Consider the following 21,014-nt stretch of genomic DNA (forward strand, 5'->3'; position numbering starts at 1 on the left):
AGGTAATAAACTATGCAAAATAAAAAGCGAGAGGAAACCCTCTCGCTTTTTCATATTTTAGAACTCAGAAGAACCTGGAGTTCTTGGGAATGGAATTACGTCACGGATGTTAGCCATGCCAGTAATGTACATTAGGAAGCGCTCGAAACCTAGACCGAATCCAGCGTGTTTTGTGCCGCCGTATTTTCTAAGTTCTAAGTACCACCAGTAGTCCTCTTCGTTCATGCCTAGTTCTTTAATTCTATCTACTAAAACGTCCATTCTTTCTTCACGTTGACTTCCGCCGATTAACTCGCCGATGCCAGGAACTAGAAGGTCAGTAGCAGCTACTGTTTTTCCATCTTCATTCATACGCATGTAGAATGCTTTAATGTCTTTCGGATAGTCTGTTACGAATACAGGGCGTTTGAAAATTTCTTCTGATAAGTATCTTTCGTGCTCTGTTTGTAAATCAATACCCCATTCTACTGGGTATTTGAAGTCAGCACCTGATTCTTGAAGTACTTTAATTGCTTCTGTATATGTGATACGACCGAAGTCAGAGTTAATCACATTGTTCATGCGCTCTAGAACTGTTTTATCAACGAAGCTGTTGAAGAATTCCATTTCTTCTGGCGCATGCTCTAGTACGTATTTCATTGCATATTTCAGCATATCTTCTGTAAGATCCATTACATCGCCTAATTCAGCGAATGCAATCTCAGGCTCAACCATCCAGAATTCAGCTGCATGACGAGTTGTGTTAGAGTTTTCTGCACGGAATGTAGGTCCGAATGTGTAAACGTCACGGAATGCTAATGCATAAGCTTCAGCGTTCAGCTGTCCACTTACTGTTAAGTTTGTTTCTTTGCCGAAGAAGTCTTTTGACTCATCAACTTGCCCGTCTTCACCTTTTGGTACGTTGTTTAAATCTTGCGTTGTTACGCGGAACATTTCGCCAGCACCTTCTGTATCACTACCAGTGATGATTGGTGTGTGAACATGTACGAATCCACGCTCTTGGAAGAACTGGTGAATCGCAAATGCTGCGACAGAACGTACACGGAACGTTGCAGAGAATGCATTTGTTCTTGGACGTAAGTGAGCGATTGTACGTAAGTATTCAAACGTGTGACGTTTCTTTTGAAGTGGGTAATCAGAATCTGATAGGCCCTCGATATCAATTTTTTCTGCTTTAATTTCAAATGGTTGCTTCGCTCCAGGCGTCGCGATTACTTTACCTTCTACTTTAACTGAAGAACTAAGTGGAAGTTTTGCAATTTCTTTGAAGTTTTCTAACTCTGTATCGAAAACGATTTGAACGCCTTTGAAGAAGCTACCGTCGTTTAATTCGATGAAACCAAATGCTTTTGAATCACGTAAGTTACGAATCCACCCTGATACTTGTACTGTTTGACCTGCGTATTTATCTGTATCTCTATACAGACTTTTTACTAATGTGTTTTCCATAGTGAAATTCTCCTTTGCACATATATTTAAATACAAAAAAACCTTTCATCCATAAAGGGACGAAAGGTTAAACTTCGCGGTACCACCCAATTTGTCATAAAGACCAACTTTAACTCGTATGTAATACATACTTCCCGGTTTGTAACAGGCCGAATTCCCGTCTAAGCCTACTCTTGAATACAAGATTCAATTTCGGTTAGCAACTCCAAGGTGTTCTTCACATATACCGCCTCATCAGGCTCTCACCGTCCCTGACTCGCTTTGGATTATAGTATATACTACTTTTCCTTATCATCGTCTTTCATTTTGTTAAACTAAAATTAATGTACTACATTCGAGAGAAAGATGCAAGATACCAAAAAATATATCAGCGATTTTTGTTATATATCGATTTTCCGACAATCGTGCCATAAAAAAAATTGCCGGACTTAATCCGGCAATTTCTCATTACTTACGTAACTCCGCACCAAATTTCTCTTCTACCGTTGTTAATACACGGTTATGTGCTTCTGTTACTTCTTCATCTGTTAACGTACGTTCTGCATCGAAGTAAGTCATAGAGAATGCAAGTGATTTCTTGCCTTCTTCCATTTTTTCACCTTCGTATAAGTCGAATAACGTTACGTCTTTCAGTAGTTCTCCGCCAGCTTCAGCAATGACTTGCTTCATTTCGCCAGCTTTTGTTTCTTTCGTTACAACAACAGCCATATCACGTGTCATAGATGGGAAACGTGGAATTGCTGCGTAGTAAGTTTCTTCAGCGTCTGCACCAAATACTTTTACAAGAGATAGTTCGAATACGAATGTATTTTTCACATCTAATTGTTTTTCTGCTTCAGGGTGCAATTGACCGATGAAACCAATTACTTCGCCATCTAATACGATGTCAGCTGTACGACCTGGGTGCATACCTTCACGTTTTGCTTGTGCATATGTGATTTGGTTTGAAACGCCAAGTACGTCAAATAAACCTTCTAGTACACCTTTCACAACAAAGAAGTCTACTACTTTCTTTTCACCTTGCCATGCATGGTGAAGAGCAAGACCTGTCATAACACCTGCAAGATGTTGTTCTTCTTTCGGAAGTTCGCCTGCTTCTGTCGGTAAGAAGATAGAACCTACTTCATATAAAGCAACACTATCGTTTTTACGTGCAACATTGTATGAAACTGCTTCTAACAATTGTGGCACTAAGCTTAAACGAAGTTGGCTACGCTCTTCACTCATTGGAAGTGCAAGATTTACAGGCGCCTTTTCGTTTGGCTCAACCATATATTGCTTCGCTTTATCAGCGCTCGTTAATGAATATGTGATTGCTTCATATAAACCAGCACCTTCTAAGAAGCGACGTACTTTACGACGTTTCGTTTGTGCTGATGTTAATTTACCACGAGTCATCGTTCCAGAAGGTAATGTAACTGGAATGTGGTCATAACCGTATAGGCGACCCACTTCTTCTACTAAGTCTTCTGAAATTGTAATATCAGGACGACGTGCTGGTACATTCACATGGAATGTTCCTTCTACTTCTGTGAATGGGAACTTCAAGTTTGTGAACATTGTACCCATTTCACTTGCAGAAATATTTGTACCTAATACACGGTTTACTTTTTCAGCAGTAACAGATACTGTACGCTCTTGTACTTGTAAGTTATCAGCTTCTACTACACCTTCAAGTGCTTCTCCGCCAGCGTATTTCGCCATTAAAGCAGCTGCGTGTTGAATTGCTTCAAATGTACGTGTTGGATCGATTCCTTTTTCAAAACGTGCACTTGATTCACTACGAAGACCTAAGTCTTTTGATGTACGGCGTACTGTTTGACCTGCAAAGTATGCAGATTCAATTAAAACGTTTACTGTCTCGTTTGTAACTTCAGAATCCGCTCCGCCCATTACACCAGCAACAGCTAAAGCTTTTGTGCCGTTTGTAATTACAAGATGGTGATCTTGTAACGTACGCTCTTGATCATCTAACGTTTCAATTTTTTCGCCTTCTTTTGCAAGACGAACAACGATTTCTTTTGAACCTAATTTATCGTAATCGAATGCATGTAACGGTTGACCGTATTCCATTAAAATGTAGTTTGTAATATCAACTACGTTGCTAATTGGACGAATGCCAGCTGCCATAAGGCGCGTTTGCATCCACATTGGTGATGGACCAATCTTTACGTTCTTTACCATTTTCGCAATATATAACGGATTTTCTTCTTTCGCTTCTACACTTACAGAAATGTAATCAGCAGTTTTTTCTGCTATTTCTTGTAAGTTGATAGCTGGAAGTTTTACTTCACGGCCGTAAATAGCAGCGACTTCATATGCAACACCTAGCATGTTTAAGCAATCTGCACGGTTTGGTGTTAAACCAAGCTCAAGTACTTCATCATGTAAGTTTAAAATTTCAAGTGCGTCTGCACCAACTTCAGCGTCACTCGGGAAGATGAAGATACCGTCTGCATATTCTTTTGAAACTAACTTCCCATCAATGCCAAGCTCTTGAAGCGCACAAACCATACCGTGAGAAGCTTCACCACGTAGTTTTGCCTTTTTAATTTTGAAGTTGCCAGGAAGTACAGCACCAACTTTTGCAACTGGTACTTTTAAACCTTTTGCAATGTTAGCAGCCCCACAAATAATTTGAACTGGCTCTTCTTCACCGATATCGATTAAGCATTTGTTTAATTTATCAGCTTCTGGGTGTTTTTCACATTCTAATACGTGACCAACTACAACACCTTTTACACCTTTATTTAATACTTCAACACCTTCTACTTCAATACCACTTTTCGTGATTTTGTCTGCTAGTTCTTGTGCTGTTACATCTTTAATATCTACATACTCTTGTAACCAACGATATGATACGAACATACTTATCCTCTCCTTCCCTTACGCTCGTTTGAATTGTTGTAAGAAACGTACATCATTTGTATAGAAATGACGAATGTCATCTACGCCGTATTTCAACATTGCGATACGCTCTGCGCCCATACCGAATGCGAAACCTTGATATTCTTTTGAATCATAACCAGCCATTTCAAGTACGTTCGGATGAACCATACCTGCGCCTAAAATTTCGATCCAGCCAGTTCCTTTACAAGTGCCGCAACCTTTGCCGTGACACATCATACAAGAAATATCCATCTCTACAGATGGCTCTGTGAATGGGAAGAAACTTGGACGAAGACGGATTTCACGATCTTCACCGAACATCTTTTTCACGAATACTTGCAGTGTACCTTTTAAGTCACTCATGCGAATGTTTTTATCAATTACAAGACCTTCAATTTGCATGAACTGGTGTGAATGCGTCGCATCATCGTCATCGCGGCGATACACTTTACCAGGACAAATAATTTTAATTGGGCCTTTTTCTTTATTATTTTCCATCGTACGTGCTTGCACAGAAGATGTATGTGTACGTAGTAACGTTTCTTCTGTAATGTAGAATGTATCTTGCATATCACGCGCTGGGTGATCTTTCGGTAAGTTTAATGCTTCGAAGTTGTAGTAGTCTTTTTCTACTTCTGTTCCTTCAGCTACTTCATAACCCATACCGATGAATACATCTTCAATTTGTTCAACAACAGCTGTTAACGGATGGTGACAACCTGTTTCAACAGGACGGCCTGGTAGTGTAACATCAATTGTTTCCGTAGCCAATTTCGCTTCAATTACTGCTTTTTCTAAGTTACCAATTTTGTCTTCTAAACGCGTTTGGATCGCTTCACGCACTTCATTTACTAATGCTCCCATACGTGGACGCTCTTCTGCTGATAATTTTCCCATGCCGCGTAATACTTCTGTAATTGGACCTTTTTTTCCTAAATACGCTACGCGTACGTCGTTTAAGCCCTTTAGCTCTTTCGCTTCTTCAATAAGCTCTAACGCTTTTTGCTTTAGCTCTTTTAAACGTGCTTCCATTTGGAACCCTCCTAATTTTAAAAATAAAAAAACCTCGCTCCCAAAAAGGGACGAGGTAAATTCGCGGTACCACCCTAAATTGACAGACCAGGTCTGCCCACTCATTAGTTATAACGATCAATTCTGACCGGAACGCCTTTACATATATATGGTCCTGGCGTCAACTCCAGAGGTGAATTCACTTCCGTCTACCATAAGAATGCTTTCAGTCTAAGGCATTCTCTCCCTATATGGCGATTTTGTAAGTTACTCTTCTCTATCAACGTTTTTCGTTATTTAACTTTTAATATAATATACTTCAACTTATTATAAGAAGTTTTTTATTTGTTCGCAACTGGGCTTTGCAAATAATACGTTAAAATCCCTGCTGCAACCGCAACATTTAATGATTCTGCCCCGCCGTAAATTGGAATATACAAGTTTTGATCACTTTTTGCAAGAATTTCTTCGCTTACGCCGCTTCCTTCATTTCCTACAATTAATGCAAAACTACCAGCTGGTGTTACTTCACCATACGGAACTCCATTTTCAAGAGCTGTTCCATATACAGGAACGTTTTGTTCTTTTAACTTGTCTACCCACTCTTCTAAGTTCCCTTTTACAACTGGTAAATGGAAAATAGAACCTTGTGTAGAGCGAAGCACTTTACTATTATATGCATCAACGCATCCTTCTCCAAGCACAACAGCATGAATACCAGCTGCATCCGCTGTACGAATAATTGTCCCTAAGTTGCCCGGGTCTTGAAGACCATCTAATAAAAGAAACTTTCCATCTGCAAGAGCTACTTCACTCTCGTGTTTCTCACAAACAGCAAATACCCCTTGCGTCGTTTCTGTTTCACGGAGTACTTTTACGATTGCTTCAGGTACGATATACATTTCCACATCATTAACTGTCCAATCTTTCGGAAGATCTGTCTGATCAGAAACGATAAGTTCTGTTACAACTCCTGCTTTTAAAGCTTCCTCCACTAAGTGGAATCCTTCTACAAAAAATAAACCTTTTTTATCGCGCTCTTTTTTCGTCTGCAGCTTTTTCCACTGCTTCACACGCGGATTTTGCACTGAATCAATGTTTTTCATAATATGTATTTCCCTCTCTTCTTGTCTTATCATTATAGCCTATTTTTCATACATATTTACATAAAAAAGAACAAAAACTAACGTCAGTTTCAATTCTGAAGAAGAGGTGAAGATAATGAGTTTTAATTTACGCGGTGCTGTATTAGCGAATGTATCTGGAAATTCACAAGATCAATTACAAGAAACGATTGTCGATGCAATTCAAAGCGGTGAAGAAAAAATGCTTCCAGGTCTTGGCGTTTTATTCGAAGTCATTTGGAAAAATGCTGATGAAAATGAAAAACACGAAATGTTAGGAACACTGGAGCAAGGTTTAAAAAAATAAACAATAAAAGGTCACCTTAGAAAAAAAAACTAAGGTGACCTTTTATGTCTATAAAATTTTTCTTCTCCTAAACATTTCTACTTTACTAACGCTATCCCGATGGAGTACAATGTTCAAAATACATTTAAACCGATCGATTTTCTTATAGACACCATTAGATATAAAGGAGTGAATGTTTTATGCAACGTATTACGCTTGAACAAGTTTTTAAACATCACATTACACAAAAATATGTAAACCGTTCTGGAATGGTCCACGCGATTGCTGTCGCTTACCATGCGTTTCACTTAGCGAAAAAGCATCATGCCTCAGTCGATGCTGCAACAAAAGCTGGTTTCCTTCATGATATCGGACATCACACATGGTACAGTGAGGGAGAATGGGACTATGACTTGTATAAAAAGAATGATATACATGCGATTAAAGGAGCAGAAAGAGCTCATAAATTGCTTATTAGATTAGGAGAACATCCTAAACTAGCAAAAGAAATTTCCATCGCGATTCTTCTTCATACAGATTCTTTCTTAGTACAGCAAGAAATTGAAAGAACATCTCTTCAAAATATTATTAAATGGGCAGACGAAGCAGATGAAGAACCGGGCGGAGCGCATCATTATAGAACGATTTCTTATGAAAAAGCACTTAAAGCTATTCAGCAGTTAGACCGATTGGTAGAACGTGAATTACAAATAGAGCAATCAAAATTGAATAACAAGGCAGAACATAGTTATCAATGAGAAAGAGGCATCACTATAGGGTGATACCTCTTTTATTATTTTATGGAAAATACACCTTTATATGTAATATTTAAATATTACAACTAAAAGTAAAATGCTTTATAATTAAATATACAAATATAAAGAGGTGATTTTACAAATGCAACCCGCTACACAACTTTCTAATGAACAGAAATACTCTATGTCATGGGGACAATTTATTAGCTCCGTTTTATTCGCTTTTTTCGGAACCGGACTTATTACTGTGTTCCTCGCAATGCCCTTAACAATTTATACAGCCGGTCTTACAGATAAAAAACAAATTGCCCTGTATGAATCTATTGCAAATACTGCAAGTATCGTATTACAACTAGCCGTGTTGTTATTCTTCATTTTTAAATTCGAACCCGCAAAAAAATTACTACTAAAATCTTTTAACTTCAAAGCACTTAAAGAATGGCGTACATACGTATACTTACTTCTTTTCTTCACTATAAACATTATACTCAATTACATCTTGTTAAATTATATGTTCCAAGACGCAACAAAGCAGCAATCTTCCGCTTTAAACCTAGACATTTTTAAGCAGTATCAAATATTATTACTTCTCGGCTTCGCAATACTCACACCAATTTTTGAAGAACTTATTTTCCGTGGCTTTATACTTCGCTTCTTCTCAGAGCGATTTCCATTTTGGATTGCAGCCATCATAACAAGTTTCTTCTTCGGTATCGCTCATACATACTCACTTGGAGTCATGGTAATTACTTTCTTCACGGGATTATTAATGGCTATTTTATGTAAAAAAACAAAATCCATTATTCCAGCTATTTTATTTCATATTATGAATAATATGTTGGCATTTTTGAGTTAAAAAGAGGTATCATCGCGATACCTTTTTCACTCTTTTATCACAACTTCAAACTCTTCCGTTTGCACAGAACATCAATGTAAAATCATTACTGTCTGTAAATATTAGCTTCAAAATATCATTTTTACTACACTGATGACTTTTTTGTATAAATATTCTATAATCTTTATATATAACTATAAAATAAGTAAGGATAGGTGATTCACTATTATACAAGCCACGCAACTAACTTACCCACAAAAACACCCTATGTCACTCTCACAATTTCTATTTTCACTCGTTTTTGCGATTTGGGGAACAGGATTTCTAGCCGATCTCTTTATAGGCCTTCCTACCGTTATTTATACAGAAGGTTTAACCGATCCAAAACAAATTGCTTTAACAAAATCACTTACTACTTTTGGGAGGCATTTATTTGTATTGTGCATTTTATTAATTTTAATTTATGCATATAAGCCATTAAGAAATTTAATTGTCCCAACACTAAACTTTACAGCATTAAAAAAAGTAAGCACATACATCTATATCATTCTTTTTTACGGACTATATATTGTTAATGACATATTTATAATTAGTAATCTTTTCCCTGATGCGGTAAAAGAGCAATCATCCACTTTAAACCTAGAAATGTTAAAACAATACAAACTAGTATTGCTACTAGGTACTGCTATATTTGTACCTATTTTTGAAGAACTTATATTCCGTGGTATTATTCTTCACTTCCTACAACAGCGCTTCCCTTTTTGGATTGCAGCACTTGGGTCTAGCTTTCTCTTCGGAATAGGTCATATGTACTCAACTGGTGTGATGTTTAGCATGTTCATACTAGGTTTATTTATGGCTATTTTATGTAAAAGAACAAATTCCATTATTCCAGCTATTTTATTACACATGCTGAATAATACCATTGCATTGTTATAAAACTTCCATCAGTAGTGGATTCTTTATCCTACACTGATTACTTCTTACTTAAAAATCAAATTTATTAGTGACACCCCAATTCCAGCTATGTTATTTCATATTCTGAATAATATGTTGGCATTTTTGAGCTAAAAAGAGGTATCATCACGATACCCCTCTTTACTCTTTTATCACAACTTCAAACTCTTCTTCCGTTAGCACTTTTCGATAATCCGTTTTCTTTTCTCCTTCTTCACCAGAAGTTAGGACAGGTGTCAGTATAATTTTCGTTACATTATCCTCTAGTTTTTCAAATTGCCAATAAAACATCATCCATACATTCCTCTTGTACATCTTGAAACGAAGCTAAATGCTTCTGAATAATACTTTTTATAAGTCCGTCGTACTGGTCGATAATAAAGTATAGTGCTTTTTCGTTCCTTTTCCGTATTTGCATTGCAACGTTCTCCTCTGTAATTTTCATATGCACCCTCCTCTCTAACGTTCTCTATATCTATTAATTCGTATCATTACTTCTCATTTCTATCAATTTATACATATTCATTAATAATATCCAAAATAAACCTCATGTAGTAAAATATAACTGATTACATAGAAGGAGACTATATATGTTGAGCTTACTTTGGGTTGTTTATATGCCACTCCTTGTGTTATGTGGATTTTTCGGTGGTATTTTCTTAATTATTACTAGTATGAAACATCGTAAATTATTTGTCGGTTTAATGGGGCTACTTAGCTTCTCCTTTGTCACACTACCTTTTGTTTTTTGGGGCATGGGAGTGGATAGCAATACAATCCTCCCTATTTCAACAACTTTATATTGGGTACTGTTTTCTTTAACTGGATTATTAGCAGGGGTAAGTGGAGTCCAAGCCAAAATTAAAAATATACGTAATATGGGACTCATTATTTTTATCGCTGGTATATTAGGGGTTATTTTCTGGTTACTCATGACTGTAGGTGATTCATACTATATATAATATTTTTTAGAAACACATAAATCGGAGGCAATACAAAAGTGTTCGGAATATTAACTTGGATGATTTTCGCTCTTACTTTGATGTTATACGAGCTCGTCGTCGGCATTTTTTTAATTATCACTGGAATTAAATGTCATAAACCACTTGCTATTATGGCTGGTTTGATTAGTATATCGCTTATCTTTGTTCCTATCATTTGTATAGGTTATGGAATAGATTTAGAGGGGGATGGTTCCAATTTGAGGAACTTTATATTAGTGTTTCTTCTCTTTAGCTGGACTATTGGCTATTATAAGCGGAAGACAAATATCAAGTATTCGTGCCTTGGGAATGGTTTTGTTTATAACAGGATTGTGCTCCGTAACTGGTTATCATTTTTTATATCTCACTCTTTAACAAGACAAAAAAGCAGGGAAATTAATTCCCTGCTTTTCTATTTGGTTTATTGCCTGACGGTAAGAAGAACGATAACACCCAAGCAATACCAGCTAATATTGTCGCAATTAAGAAGGCATCGTTAATACCGTTAATTGCAGATAACTTCGAAATTTGTCCAAATAATAGCTGCGTGCTCATCGCATCTCCTGCTTGAGCCGATCCAGCAATCGCTGCTAAACTTTGCCCCATGCCGTGTACTTTATCAACTAAAATTGGGTTTGACGTTGTTAACATATTTCCATAATCTGCTACGTGAGCAGTCGTTTGCTGCGTCATCAGTGTGATTAAAATCGCTGTTCCAATTGAACCAGCTACTTGTCTTGACGTGTTTTGCGTTGCTGTACCGTGAGAAATTAATTTCATCGGCAGTGCGTTCATACCTGCTGTCATAATTGGCATCATAATGAATGACATACCAATCGAACGTATAATATAATCCGTCATAATAACACTATACGGTGTATCCATCGATAACGTTGTGAATTCATATGTCGCAAACGTTGTAATGGCTAAACCGACAATTGCTAACGGACGAATACCATACTTATCAAATAGTTTACCTGCAATAGGTCCCATGATTCCCATAATTAATGATCCTGGAAGTAGTAATAAACCTGATTCTATCGGTGTGAAACCGCGAATGTTTTGCAAGTATACTGGAAGCAATAACATACCTCCGAATAATGCCATCGTAACAATTGCATTAATTACTAAAGTAAAAGTAAATACTGGGTATTTAAACACTTGTAAATCAAGCATTTTATTGTCCGTTGTTAGCTCTCTCCAAATAAATACCGCAATACCTACTACACCAATGATAAGTGAAATAACAACCTCTGCACTAGTCCAACTATTATTTCCCGCTTCACTAAATCCGTACAATAAGCTACCTAGTCCAATACTTGAACTAACAACACCGAATACATCTAACTTCGTTTTAGATACTGGCTGAGCTAGTGTAAAGAATTTTAAAGATAGGAATGTAATAATTAAACCGATAATAAACATCGCATAGAACATTAAGTTCCAGCTATAGTTTTCAATCACCCAGCCCGTTACAGTTGGTCCGATAGCTGGTGCTAAAATCATCGCTACACCTAGTAATCCCATCGCCGCTCCGCGCTTATGAGGCGGGAATAATGTCATGAAAATATTCATACCAACCGGCATTAAAATACCTGCACCCACCGCCTGAATAACGCGGCCCGTCATCATCATTGTAAAGTTTCCTGAAATAGCACAAATGATAGATCCTACCGTGAAGAATAACATTGCCGCTACGAATAATTTACGATACGTAAATCGTGAAACTAAAAAGGCACTAATCGGTACTAAAATACCATTTACAAGCATGAAACCTGTAATTAACCATTGTGCTGTTGAAGTTGATACGTTAAATTCATTCATTAACGGAGGCAATGCAACGTTAATAATTGTTTGGTTTAAAATAGAAACGAACATACCGAGAATTAATACAGCCACAACTGCTTTTACGTTCACATTCTCTGCAGGCGTAAACATTTGTTTTTTCGGCACTTCTTTTTCTTGTTTTACTTCTTCTTGCTTTCCTGTTTCTAACTCAACTACATTAGAAATTTCTGCTTCTTGCTTTCGTTCAATTTCTTTCTCTTCTGTTTCCACTTTACTTACTTCTATTTTATTTACGGCTGGGACTTGTTCTTCTCCCACGTTCGTTTTTTTCTTTCGTAAAAGACGATTTACAAGGAAGAAGACGATTATACAAAATAGTGCATATCCTGCAATTGCAATTGAGGACATCTCATCTCCCCCTTACTTATGAATACGAACTGACACATTCATTCCAGGAACAATATTTACTGATTTACTATGATCTAAAGAAATTTTAACTGGCACTACTTGTGTTACTTTCGTATAGTTCGCTGTTGCGTTGCTTGATGGTAACATAGAGAATGTGTTCGCTGTTGTTAATCCAACTTGCTCTACTTTTCCTGATAACGTTGTATCTGGGTATGCATCTACATACACATCTACATCTTGACCTTTTTGTACATCGTCAACATCTGTTTCTTCAATGTTTGCTGTTACCCATAAATTGTTCATATCAAATGCGTAAGCAATTGGGCTACCTGCTCCAACGAAAGCATTTGTTGTTGCATTTGATTGTACAACTGTTGCATTTTGTGGAATTGTTACATCTACTGTTTGTTCTCCATTTGCTGCCGCTACAGTAACAGCACCTAATTTATCATTTTCATTGTAATTCTTTCCTACTTCAGCTTTCCAGTCAGTTAATTTACCTGCTACTGGTGATGCAATCGGAATTACCTTTCCATCAATTTTTGCATTTTCTGTTTTTAAATAATTTTCCGCTTGATTGTAATAGTAATAACCGCCAATACCGCCGCCAACTAGTACAATTAATGTGATAATGTTGATAATCACCATTCTTCGAAACTGATTCATTGCATTCCTCTCCTTATATCGCATATAATTTTTTTCTAAACTATTTACGTCCTTATTGTTTAGACTGTTTAATTGTTAATTATATTAACTTTTAAACAAAAAAATCACACCATCTGCGGTGTAAATCGAAATTTATCTACCTGCGAGCGGTGCTGATTTCTGAAGGACTATCGTTTATAATTATAAATAATTATTTTGAATCTACAACCGACAATTTACGTATGAAATGTTGCTTAAACAACAATATAATACCTATATGTTGTTTAAGTATAGAAAATTAAACGAGGGGAAGTAAAAATGTCTATTAAAAATACAAATGATCCACGTGTAAAGCGGACGAGACAACTCATACAGGATGCTTTTGTCGCTTTAGTAGGCGAAAAAGGATTTGATGATGTAACTGTTCAACATATCGCAGAACGTGCTCCTGTAAATCGTGCTACGTTTTATAGCCATTACCATGATAAATATGACCTATTAGACAAAAGCATTGAAGAAATGTTAGAGAAGTTAACAGAAGTTATTAAACCAAAAAATAAAAATAAAGAAGAGTTTCAACTTACATTTGATTCACCAAATCCAACCTTTTTAGCTTTGTTCGAACATATCGCAGAAAATGTGAACTTCTATAACGTTATGCTTGGTGATAAAGCCGCTGGAAACTACTCTTATAAAATGATGAAAACAATACAAACACATTTAACATTAAGCTTGTCTATTTCACAGCCAGATGATAAAGATCTTATGGTTCCTCGTGATATTTTAATTAGTTATGTGACAGGAGCTCATATCGGGATGATTATGTCATGGTTAAAAAGAGGGATGATTTATACCCCACATTTTATGGCCATGCAATTAACTCGTTTAATTATTTTAGGAGCTCATACTGCTGCAGGATTAGAACGACCTTTTTAAAACATAAAAAAGCGAAGGAGAACCTCCTTCGCTTTTTCTATTAATTAAATGTAATGTTATGTACAGCCTCTTTATCAAGACGTTTAATAACTTCTACAATTAACATCACTGCATTTTCATAGTCATCACGGTGTAACATTGCCGCATGAGAATGAATGTAGCGCGTTGCAATCGTAATTGCCATAGACGGAATACCATTTACAGCAATATGAATTGCACCTGCATCCGTTCCTCCGCCCGCTACTGAATCATATTGATACGGAATTTCTAATTCGTCAGCAACATCAACTACAAAGTCACGTAAACCAGTATGACCAATAACAGACGCATCATATAAAATAATCTGTGGTCCATCGCCCATTTTACTTTGCGCTTCTTTTGCCGTTACACCTGGCGTATCTCCAGCGATACCAACGTCTACTGCGAACGCAATATCTGGTTTAATATAATTCGCAGATGTTTTCGCGCCACGAAGGCCAACTTCTTCTTGTACAGTCCCTACGCCGTATACAACGTTTGGATGCTTTTCATCTTTTAACTGTTTTAATACGTCAATTGCAATTGCACAACCAATTCGGTTATCCCATGCTTTTGCAAGTAACATTTTTTCATTCTTCATCACTTGGAATTCAAAGTAAGGTACAACTTGATCGCCTGGTCGTACGCCCCACTCCATTGCCTCTTCTTGGCTAGAAGCACCAATATCGATGAACATGTCTTTAATTTCAACTGGCTTTTTACGCGCTTCTGGAGGTAAGATGTGCGGTGGTTTTGAACCAATTACACCTGTTACATCTCCTTTACGCGTTACAATTGTCACGCGCTGCGCAAGCATAACTTGTGACCACCAGCCACCAACTGTTTGGAAACGAAGGAAACCTTTGTCATCAATTTGCGTGATCATAAAGCCAACTTCATCTAAATGACCTGCAACCATAATTTTCGGGCCGTTTTCTTCCCCTACTTTTTTCGCAACTAAGCTTCCTAAATTATCAGTAGAAAGTTCGTCCGCAAACGGCTCAATATATTTCTTCATTACTTCGCGTGGTTCACGCTCGTTACCCGCAATACCACGTGCATCCGTTAATTCTTTTAGCATTGTCAATGTCGCGTCTAATTTTGTCATTGCCAACACCCTCCTTTTTCTTCAGTCACTTCATTATACAAAATGAAATTGAAATATTCAAAAATTAAATTAGTATCCTTGTGTTTGACGCTGATGATTTACTTCATTTTTATCTAAATATGCCTTTTCAATCTCTTCTTGTTCAAACTCTAGCGCTTGTCCAAGTCGAAGGTAGCTTGTAAATAATTCAATATAGTTCGTAATAGATGGTTGATCTGTAAAACGAATTACTTTCGCATATGTGTCTAAGAAAATTTCTACTTGTGTTTTATTCGTTTGTGCACATTTATAGAATAGGAAGTTTTTATCAATACCTAAATCAATTCCGATTGATAAAATAAAATGCAAGCCATCTACGTATTCTTCTAATATTACTTCACGTTCTGATGCTGGTTTGTTGCTCCAATATTTAAAACAACGTGTTTCATTTGCAAGTTCTCCAATTTCTACAAGAAGAGCTAACATTTTTTCTTTTAACAACTTTTTCGGTTGTAAATCATGCTCTTTCACAATACGGTCATCTAATTCTTTTTGTAATTTAAATAGTTGTAGTAAGTCCATTCTATTGTCCTCCTCCAACATCGCATTTTACGCAACAATGTTGTTTCATCTCAAAGTTCATTATTATTTTTCGTTTCTTATTAATAAGTCAGCCATTTATCTCTTTACAAAATAGCTTGTCCTTAATTTACAAATACGTTTCAATCATCACTATTAGATTGTTCACTCCGATTGGTGATAGTTAATCATTATCCGGGGATTGTCCACTGATAAAAAATTTATTTTATCTGATGAAAGTTCCATATCATCTTTCCATTATAGCAGTGTCGTTTCAGGTAGGAAAGATACTCTTCTTTCCAAAGGGGGATAATTGAAAAAAGCCAGGAGAATTCTCCTGGCTTCATATATATATTCTTCTATATCGCTATAGCTTTTATATTGATTTTGTCATATCGATAACGACATACTTTTCTTTGAATACAAATAAAAAAACCTTAGAAGAAAAATCTTCTAAGGTTTCAACTAATTAATTAGTTAATGTTGTTTTTTGCAACTGTTGCTAATTCAGCGAAAGCTTTTTCGTCATGAACAGCTAAGTCAGCAAGCATCTTGCGGTTAACTTCGATGCCAGCATTTTTAAGACCGTGCATTAAACGGCTGTAAGAAAGACCATTCATACGAGCTGCTGCGTTGATACGTGTAATCCATAATTTACGGAAGTCACGTTTCTTTTGACGACGGTCACGGAATGCATACATTAGAGATTTCATAACCTGTTGGTTAGCAACCTTGAATAATGTACTCTTAGAACCGTAGTAACCTTTTGCTAATTTTATAACTTTTTTACGACGTTGACGAGTAACTGTACCACCTTTTACTCTTGGCATAATATTACCTCCTAATTGTTCTATATATCAGCCGAACTTATTTTAAGTTGTCAAGCATTTGACGAATGCGTTTGAAGTCACCAGCGCTTACTACACCAGCTTTACGTAGTTTACGTTTAGCTTTTGTAGATTTGTTAGCGAATAAATGGCTTGTGTAAGCGTGAGAACGTTTCAGTTTACCTGATCCAGTCTTTTTGAAACGCTTTGCAGAGCCGCGATGAGTTTTTTGTTTAGGCATAGGTATTTCCTCCTCTATCTATTACTTATCGTTTTTCGGTGCTAAAACTAAGAACATACTACGTCCTTCCATTTTAGGCTTAGATTCAATTGTACTAACTTCAGCACAAGCTTCTGAGAAGCGATCTAAAACACGTTGACCGATTTCTTTATGAGTAATGGCACGTCCTTTAAAGCGAATTGACGCTTTAACCTTGTCGCCTTTCTCTAAAAACTTGATAGCATTACGAAGTTTTGTGTTAAAGTCGTGTTCATCAATTGTTGGACTTAAACGAACTTCTTTCATGCTAATTACTTTTTGATTTTTGCGCTGTTCTTTTTCTTTCTTCTGTTGCTCAAAGCGGAATTTACCGTAGTCCATAATGCGGCATACTGGCGGTTTCGCATTTGGAGCAACTAATACTAAATCAAGATTAAGATTTGCAGCTAAGTCTAAAGCGTCATTACGAGACTTGATTCCAAGTTGATCGCCATTTGCACCAACTAAACGTACTTCACGTGCACGAATTTGCTCGTTAATCATCATATCCTTGCTAATAGTAAGCCACCTCCAAGGTTTTTTCAGAACATCTTTTGTAGTCATAGAACCCGACAAAAAAAGTGCGGGCATACGACACCCACACTTGTAAATTCTTAAGTAAGAAATACATTTACCTGTAAACTGCGAATGCGTCCATCAGGTGAGAAGCGGGTGCTTCTACTTGTTCCACAAAACAATATTCTATTATCCTTGATGAGTTTATCATAGGACATGACGTCTGTCAAGAAGACGCGATGTGTTTTACTAACAACAAGAAATATTGTAACAAACAACTAACATACTTGCAATACTTTTTTATGATAAGTATAGTTTGGTTATTTTTTCTAGTTTTTCTTTTTTATAATACATACGAAAGCCGCGGTATACCGCGGCTCTGTCTTATCGTTTTCCTTCTACTTTAATCATATCAACAAAAGCATCTAATGCAATTGTTTCTGATTTTTGTTCACCGTATTTACGTACGTTCACGCCGTTTTCAGTTACTTCATTGTCACCTACTACAAGCATGTACGGAATTTTTTGCATTTGTGCTTCACGGATTTTGTAACCAATTTTCTCTTCACGAGTATCTAATTCAACACGGATACCAGCACGACGTAATTCATCTTGTACTTTCTTCGCATAGTCTAAATGTACTTGCGGAGAAACTGGAATTACTTGCGCTTGAACTGGAGCTAACCAAGTTGGGAATGCACCTTTGTATTCTTCAATTAAGAAGGCTACGAAACGTTCCATAGTTGATACAACACCGCGGTGAATTACAACTGGACGATGTTGTTTACCGTCTTCACCAACGTAAGATAATTCAAAGCGTTCTGGAAGTAAGAAGTCTAATTGTACAGTTGAAAGTGTTTCGTCTTTTCCAAGAGCAGTACGAACTTGAACGTCAAGTTTTGGACCGTAGAATGCCGCTTCACCTTCAGCTTCATAGTAATCAAGACCCATTTCATCCATAGCTTCTTTTAACATACCTTGTGCTTTTTCCCACATCTCATCATCAGCATAGTACTTTTTAGTATCAGCTGGGTCACGATAAGATAGACGGAATGAATAGTTCTCTAAACCGAAATCTTTGTACACTTCTAGAGTTAAGTTTACAACACGTTTTAACTCTTCTTTAATTTGATCTGGGCGAACGAAAATGTGCGCATCGTTTAAAGTCATTCCGCGTACACGTTGTAATCCAGATAATGCACCTGACATTTCATAGCGGTGCATTGTTCCAAGTTCCGCAATACGGATTGGTAATTCACGGTAGCTGTGAATATCATTTTTATAAACCATCATGTGGTGAGGGCAGTTCATTGGACGAAGAACTAACTCTTCATTATCCATTTCCATTGATGGGAACATACCATCACGGTAGTGATTCCAGTGACCAGAAGTTTCATAAAGCTCTCTGCTTCCTAGTACTGGAGTGTATACGTGATCATAGCCTAAGCTTGCTTCTTTATCAACGATGTAACGCTCGATAATACGGCGGATTGTTGCACCTTTTGGTAACCAAAGTGGTAAACCTTGTCCTACTTTTTGGCTATTAGTAAATAGTTTTAATTCTTTACCTAATTTACGGTGATCGCGCTCTTTCGCTTCTTCAAGCATACGTAAGTGCTCATCTAATTCTGCTTTCTTAACGAATGCAGTACCGTAAATACGTTGTAGCATTTTATTATTGCTATCGCCGCGCCAGTAAGCACCCGCAACGCTTAATAATTTAAACACTTTAATTTTCCCTGTAGATGGAAGGTGAACACCACGGCAAAGGTCGAAGAATTCGCCTTGCTCATAGATTGAAATAACTGCATCCTCTGGAAGATCGTTAATTAAATCTAATTTTAACTCATCGCCGATTTCTTCAAAGCGACGAAGTGCTTCTGCACGTGGTACTTCATGACGAACGATTTCTAAGTTTTCGTTCACGATTTTTTGCATTTCTTTTTCGATTTTCTTGAAGTCTTCAACTGTAATTGCTTCTTCCATATCAATATCGTAGTAGAAGCCATTTTCAATTACTGGACCAATGCCAAGCTCAAGCTTAGCATCTTTATATAAACGTTTTAACGCTTGTGCTAATAGGTGGGCTGTTGAATGGCGTAAAATGTATAAGCCATCTTCAGAATCTAATGTAATAATAGAAACTGCACCATCTTCTTCGATTGGTGTAACAAGATCGATCATCTCATCGTTTAATTTTCCAGCCACAGCTTTTTTCTTTAAGCCTGGGCTAATAGAAGCTGCGATTTCTTCAGTTGTTACGCCTTTTGGAAACTCCTTCACAGCTCCATCAGGGAAAGTAATTTTAACTACATCTGCCATCACTGGTCACTCCTCTTTTTTTTCAAAATAAAAAACACTCATCCCGTAAAAAGGGACGAGTGTTGAATTCGTGGTTCCACCCTTGTTCCAATTAACATTATTGTTAATTGCTCAAGTTCAACATAACGGTGTTGTCCGTTAGCAATTACTAGAAAAAGCCGTTCACTGCTAAAGTTTAGAGGTGGTAAGTAATAATCCCGTACTAGGAAGCTCACACCCTAAGGCTTCCCTCTCTGAAAATCGTAGAAAACTACTCATGTCCTCATCATGACATTTCAATATATTTCATTTATGTAGGTAATTATATGCTCAAAAACTTAGAAAATCAAGGGCGTTACCTTTATTTTTTAAATTTTTCACATTGCGCTCAAACTCATGTAATCCATGTAATTGGACCCGTTCTTGAAATACATTTCGCAAAGTAATAATCATATTATGGTCTTGTTCTTTCGTATATAAATAAATTTTTTTCGGCGAAATAGAAAGAAGGGGTGCAATTACTTTCGTATCAATATATACATCCTTTTGCTTTAATAATTCCTCATCTATATATTGGACCAATTTCTCCTGTTTTAAACGTCTACCTTTATCATCATAGAAAATAAAGCTTTCATCAAAAATAAGATGCACACAGGACAAACGTGATTTTCGGCTACGCACTTGTTGCCTTAGCGTCTCAATAAACATTTGATATTCTTGTTCCAACTTATACTCATCAATCGACACTTCAGCAAGCTTAGCTACCATTTCCCTATATGTACGAAGGCGAAAACGAACATATGATGAAAACGAGAACGAAAGCGGATCACAAAGCCAGTTATTTAAAGAAGATTTAATATATGATTCAAATGCGTGACGTGTTAATTCTCGAGCAATCTCTTTTCTTCTTCCCTTTAAAATCTCTTGTGCCATATGCAATATTTGATGACACTCTTCCTCTTCTTCATAAAAAAACTTCTCTTTTAAGATTGTATAAATCCACTCATTTTGCTTTACATTCACAATGAAATATACCATTACCGGCAATAAAATCTTTTCAATATAATTCGATTCACATACTGGTATGTGAATCACCACTTTTTGTTCCTGTAAATACACACTCGTTTCCTTATATAACAGTTCCGCTCTTTTCAATAGTTGTCTATATACATGCATAGCATCATTTTTTTCTTCGAAGCAAATTTCAATCACTTTTGTCCCCCCTTTTATCCCTGCTCTAAAGGATTGTATCTATACGTTACAAATCCTATAAGAGTCCGTCCCGTGGAAGTTCACTCTTAGTAGAATTACATTTCCTATCGTTAGAAAATCCACTCGATATGGCTTGCTAATTTTATATA

19 protein-coding genes, 3 pseudogenes and 4 other annotated features are annotated in these 21,014 nt (G+C 36.7%); of the genes and pseudogenes, 7 read left to right on the forward strand and 15 right to left on the reverse strand.

Annotation, left to right across the window (positions count from 1 at the left end):
* Window positions 1–57: 57 nt before the first annotated feature.
* The 4 genes from asnS to J0835_RS22365 all read right to left on the reverse strand — a co-directional run bounded on the left by asnS (window position 58) and on the right by J0835_RS22365 (window position 6,488).
* Complete coding sequence (gene asnS, locus J0835_RS22350; RefSeq protein WP_087982285.1) at window positions 58–1,449, reverse strand: asparagine--tRNA ligase; 1,392 nt, start codon at window positions 1,447–1,449, stop codon at window positions 58–60.
* A 52-nt stretch (window positions 1,450–1,501) separates the two neighbouring features.
* Window positions 1,502–1,753, reverse strand: a binding site (T-box leader).
* Between the two features lie 143 nt (window positions 1,754–1,896).
* Window positions 1,897–4,317, reverse strand: a complete 2,421-nt coding sequence (gene pheT / locus J0835_RS22355) for a phenylalanine--tRNA ligase subunit beta (protein ID WP_087982287.1) — start codon at window positions 4,315–4,317, stop codon at window positions 1,897–1,899.
* 18 nt (window positions 4,318–4,335) lie between these two features.
* Complete coding sequence (gene pheS, locus J0835_RS22360) at window positions 4,336–5,370, reverse strand: phenylalanine--tRNA ligase subunit alpha (RefSeq protein ID WP_000388220.1); 1,035 nt, start codon at window positions 5,368–5,370, stop codon at window positions 4,336–4,338.
* A 43-nt stretch (window positions 5,371–5,413) separates the two neighbouring features.
* Window positions 5,414–5,642 (reverse strand) — a binding site (T-box leader).
* A gap of 48 nt (window positions 5,643–5,690) precedes the next feature.
* A complete protein-coding gene (locus J0835_RS22365; RefSeq protein ID WP_140386898.1) occupies window positions 5,691–6,488 on the reverse strand; it encodes a TrmH family RNA methyltransferase in 798 nt (265 codons plus the stop codon).
* A gap of 82 nt (window positions 6,489–6,570) precedes the next feature.
* Here J0835_RS22365 and sspI point away from each other — a divergent pair, with 82 nt between their 5' ends.
* From sspI to J0835_RS22385, 4 genes are all read left to right on the forward strand, one after another.
* Window positions 6,571–6,780: a small acid-soluble spore protein SspI gene (sspI, locus tag J0835_RS22370; protein ID WP_000009511.1), complete on the forward strand. Its 210-nt coding sequence runs from the start codon at window positions 6,571–6,573 to the stop codon at window positions 6,778–6,780.
* 179 nt (window positions 6,781–6,959) lie between these two features.
* The gene (locus J0835_RS22375) at window positions 6,960–7,517 is read left to right on the forward strand and encodes an HD domain-containing protein (RefSeq protein ID WP_063262663.1); all 558 of its coding nucleotides are present in this window, start codon (window positions 6,960–6,962) and stop codon (window positions 7,515–7,517) included.
* Between the two features lie 139 nt (window positions 7,518–7,656).
* A complete protein-coding gene (locus tag J0835_RS22380) occupies window positions 7,657–8,370 on the forward strand; it encodes a CPBP family intramembrane glutamic endopeptidase (RefSeq protein ID WP_087982291.1) in 714 nt (237 codons plus the stop codon).
* A gap of 246 nt (window positions 8,371–8,616) precedes the next feature.
* Window positions 8,617–9,288: a CPBP family intramembrane glutamic endopeptidase gene (locus J0835_RS22385; RefSeq protein ID WP_087982293.1), complete on the forward strand. Its 672-nt coding sequence runs from the start codon at window positions 8,617–8,619 to the stop codon at window positions 9,286–9,288.
* A 159-nt stretch (window positions 9,289–9,447) separates the two neighbouring features.
* On the opposite strand, the pseudogene J0835_RS22390 reads toward J0835_RS22385, so the two are convergent.
* Window positions 9,448–9,591, reverse strand: a pseudogene (locus tag J0835_RS22390) (DUF4179 domain-containing protein); the annotation flags it as partial.
* Window positions 9,581–9,751 (reverse strand): annotated as a pseudogene (locus J0835_RS22395) (sigma-70 family RNA polymerase sigma factor); the annotation flags it as partial. The pseudogenes J0835_RS22395 and J0835_RS22390, both read right to left, overlap by 11 nt.
* A 145-nt stretch (window positions 9,752–9,896) precedes the next feature.
* Between J0835_RS22395 and J0835_RS22400 the strand changes: the two are divergent.
* Both J0835_RS22400 and J0835_RS22405 read left to right on the forward strand, forming a co-directional pair.
* A complete protein-coding gene (locus J0835_RS22400) occupies window positions 9,897–10,268 on the forward strand; it encodes a DNA-binding protein (protein WP_087982307.1) in 372 nt (123 codons plus the stop codon).
* Between the two features lie 38 nt (window positions 10,269–10,306).
* Window positions 10,307–10,664: pseudogene (locus tag J0835_RS22405) on the forward strand (ammonia permease).
* A gap of 21 nt (window positions 10,665–10,685) precedes the next feature.
* Here J0835_RS22405 and J0835_RS22410 read toward each other — a convergent pair.
* Window positions 10,686–12,485, reverse strand: coding sequence for a DHA2 family efflux MFS transporter permease subunit (locus J0835_RS22410; RefSeq protein ID WP_048562148.1), 1,800 nt, complete (start codon window positions 12,483–12,485; stop codon window positions 10,686–10,688).
* Window positions 12,486–12,497: 12 nt separating this feature from the next.
* Window positions 12,498–13,151 carry an HlyD family secretion protein gene (locus J0835_RS22415; RefSeq protein WP_001071413.1) on the reverse strand — a complete coding sequence of 218 codons (654 nt, stop codon included), beginning with the start codon at window positions 13,149–13,151 and terminating at the stop codon, window positions 12,498–12,500.
* 297 nt (window positions 13,152–13,448) lie between these two features.
* On the opposite strand from J0835_RS22415, the gene J0835_RS22420 reads away from it, so the two are divergent.
* Entirely contained in the window at window positions 13,449–14,066 is a 618-nt protein-coding gene (locus tag J0835_RS22420) for a TetR/AcrR family transcriptional regulator (protein ID WP_087982309.1), read from the forward strand.
* A gap of 40 nt (window positions 14,067–14,106) precedes the next feature.
* Here the strand turns inward: J0835_RS22420 and J0835_RS22425 are convergent, their stop codons facing one another.
* The 7 genes from J0835_RS22425 to ytxC all read right to left on the reverse strand — a co-directional run bounded on the left by J0835_RS22425 (window position 14,107) and on the right by ytxC (window position 20,865).
* Window positions 14,107–15,192 (reverse strand): M42 family metallopeptidase, encoded by a 1,086-nt coding sequence (locus J0835_RS22425; protein WP_333728166.1) that lies wholly within the window; start codon window positions 15,190–15,192, stop codon window positions 14,107–14,109.
* A 69-nt stretch (window positions 15,193–15,261) separates the two neighbouring features.
* Window positions 15,262–15,753, reverse strand: a complete 492-nt coding sequence (locus J0835_RS22430; protein ID WP_000365057.1) for a dUTP diphosphatase — start codon at window positions 15,751–15,753, stop codon at window positions 15,262–15,264.
* Between the two features lie 470 nt (window positions 15,754–16,223).
* Complete coding sequence (rplT, locus tag J0835_RS22435) at window positions 16,224–16,580, reverse strand: 50S ribosomal protein L20 (RefSeq protein ID WP_001138364.1); 357 nt, start codon at window positions 16,578–16,580, stop codon at window positions 16,224–16,226.
* Window positions 16,581–16,617: 37 nt separating this feature from the next.
* Window positions 16,618–16,818 carry a 50S ribosomal protein L35 gene (rpmI, locus tag J0835_RS22440; RefSeq protein WP_001125946.1) on the reverse strand — a complete coding sequence of 67 codons (201 nt, stop codon included), beginning with the start codon at window positions 16,816–16,818 and terminating at the stop codon, window positions 16,618–16,620.
* A 21-nt stretch (window positions 16,819–16,839) separates the two neighbouring features.
* Window positions 16,840–17,343 (reverse strand): translation initiation factor IF-3, encoded by a 504-nt coding sequence (gene infC, locus J0835_RS22445; protein ID WP_000973214.1) that lies wholly within the window; start codon window positions 17,341–17,343, stop codon window positions 16,840–16,842.
* 62 nt (window positions 17,344–17,405) lie between these two features.
* Window positions 17,406–17,526 (reverse strand) — a sequence feature (ribosomal protein L20 leader region).
* A 210-nt stretch (window positions 17,527–17,736) separates the two neighbouring features.
* Window positions 17,737–19,674, reverse strand: coding sequence for a threonine--tRNA ligase (thrS, locus tag J0835_RS22450; protein WP_000786074.1), 1,938 nt, complete (start codon window positions 19,672–19,674; stop codon window positions 17,737–17,739).
* A 48-nt stretch (window positions 19,675–19,722) separates the two neighbouring features.
* Window positions 19,723–19,952: a binding site (T-box leader), on the reverse strand.
* A gap of 31 nt (window positions 19,953–19,983) precedes the next feature.
* Window positions 19,984–20,865 (reverse strand): putative sporulation protein YtxC, encoded by an 882-nt coding sequence (gene ytxC, locus J0835_RS22455; RefSeq protein WP_087982311.1) that lies wholly within the window; start codon window positions 20,863–20,865, stop codon window positions 19,984–19,986.
* Window positions 20,866–21,014 lie beyond the last annotated feature (149 nt).

The organism is Bacillus cereus group sp. Sample62, from assembly GCF_036851315.1.
Classification (GTDB): domain Bacteria; phylum Bacillota; class Bacilli; order Bacillales; family Bacillaceae_G; genus Bacillus_A; species Bacillus_A wiedmannii.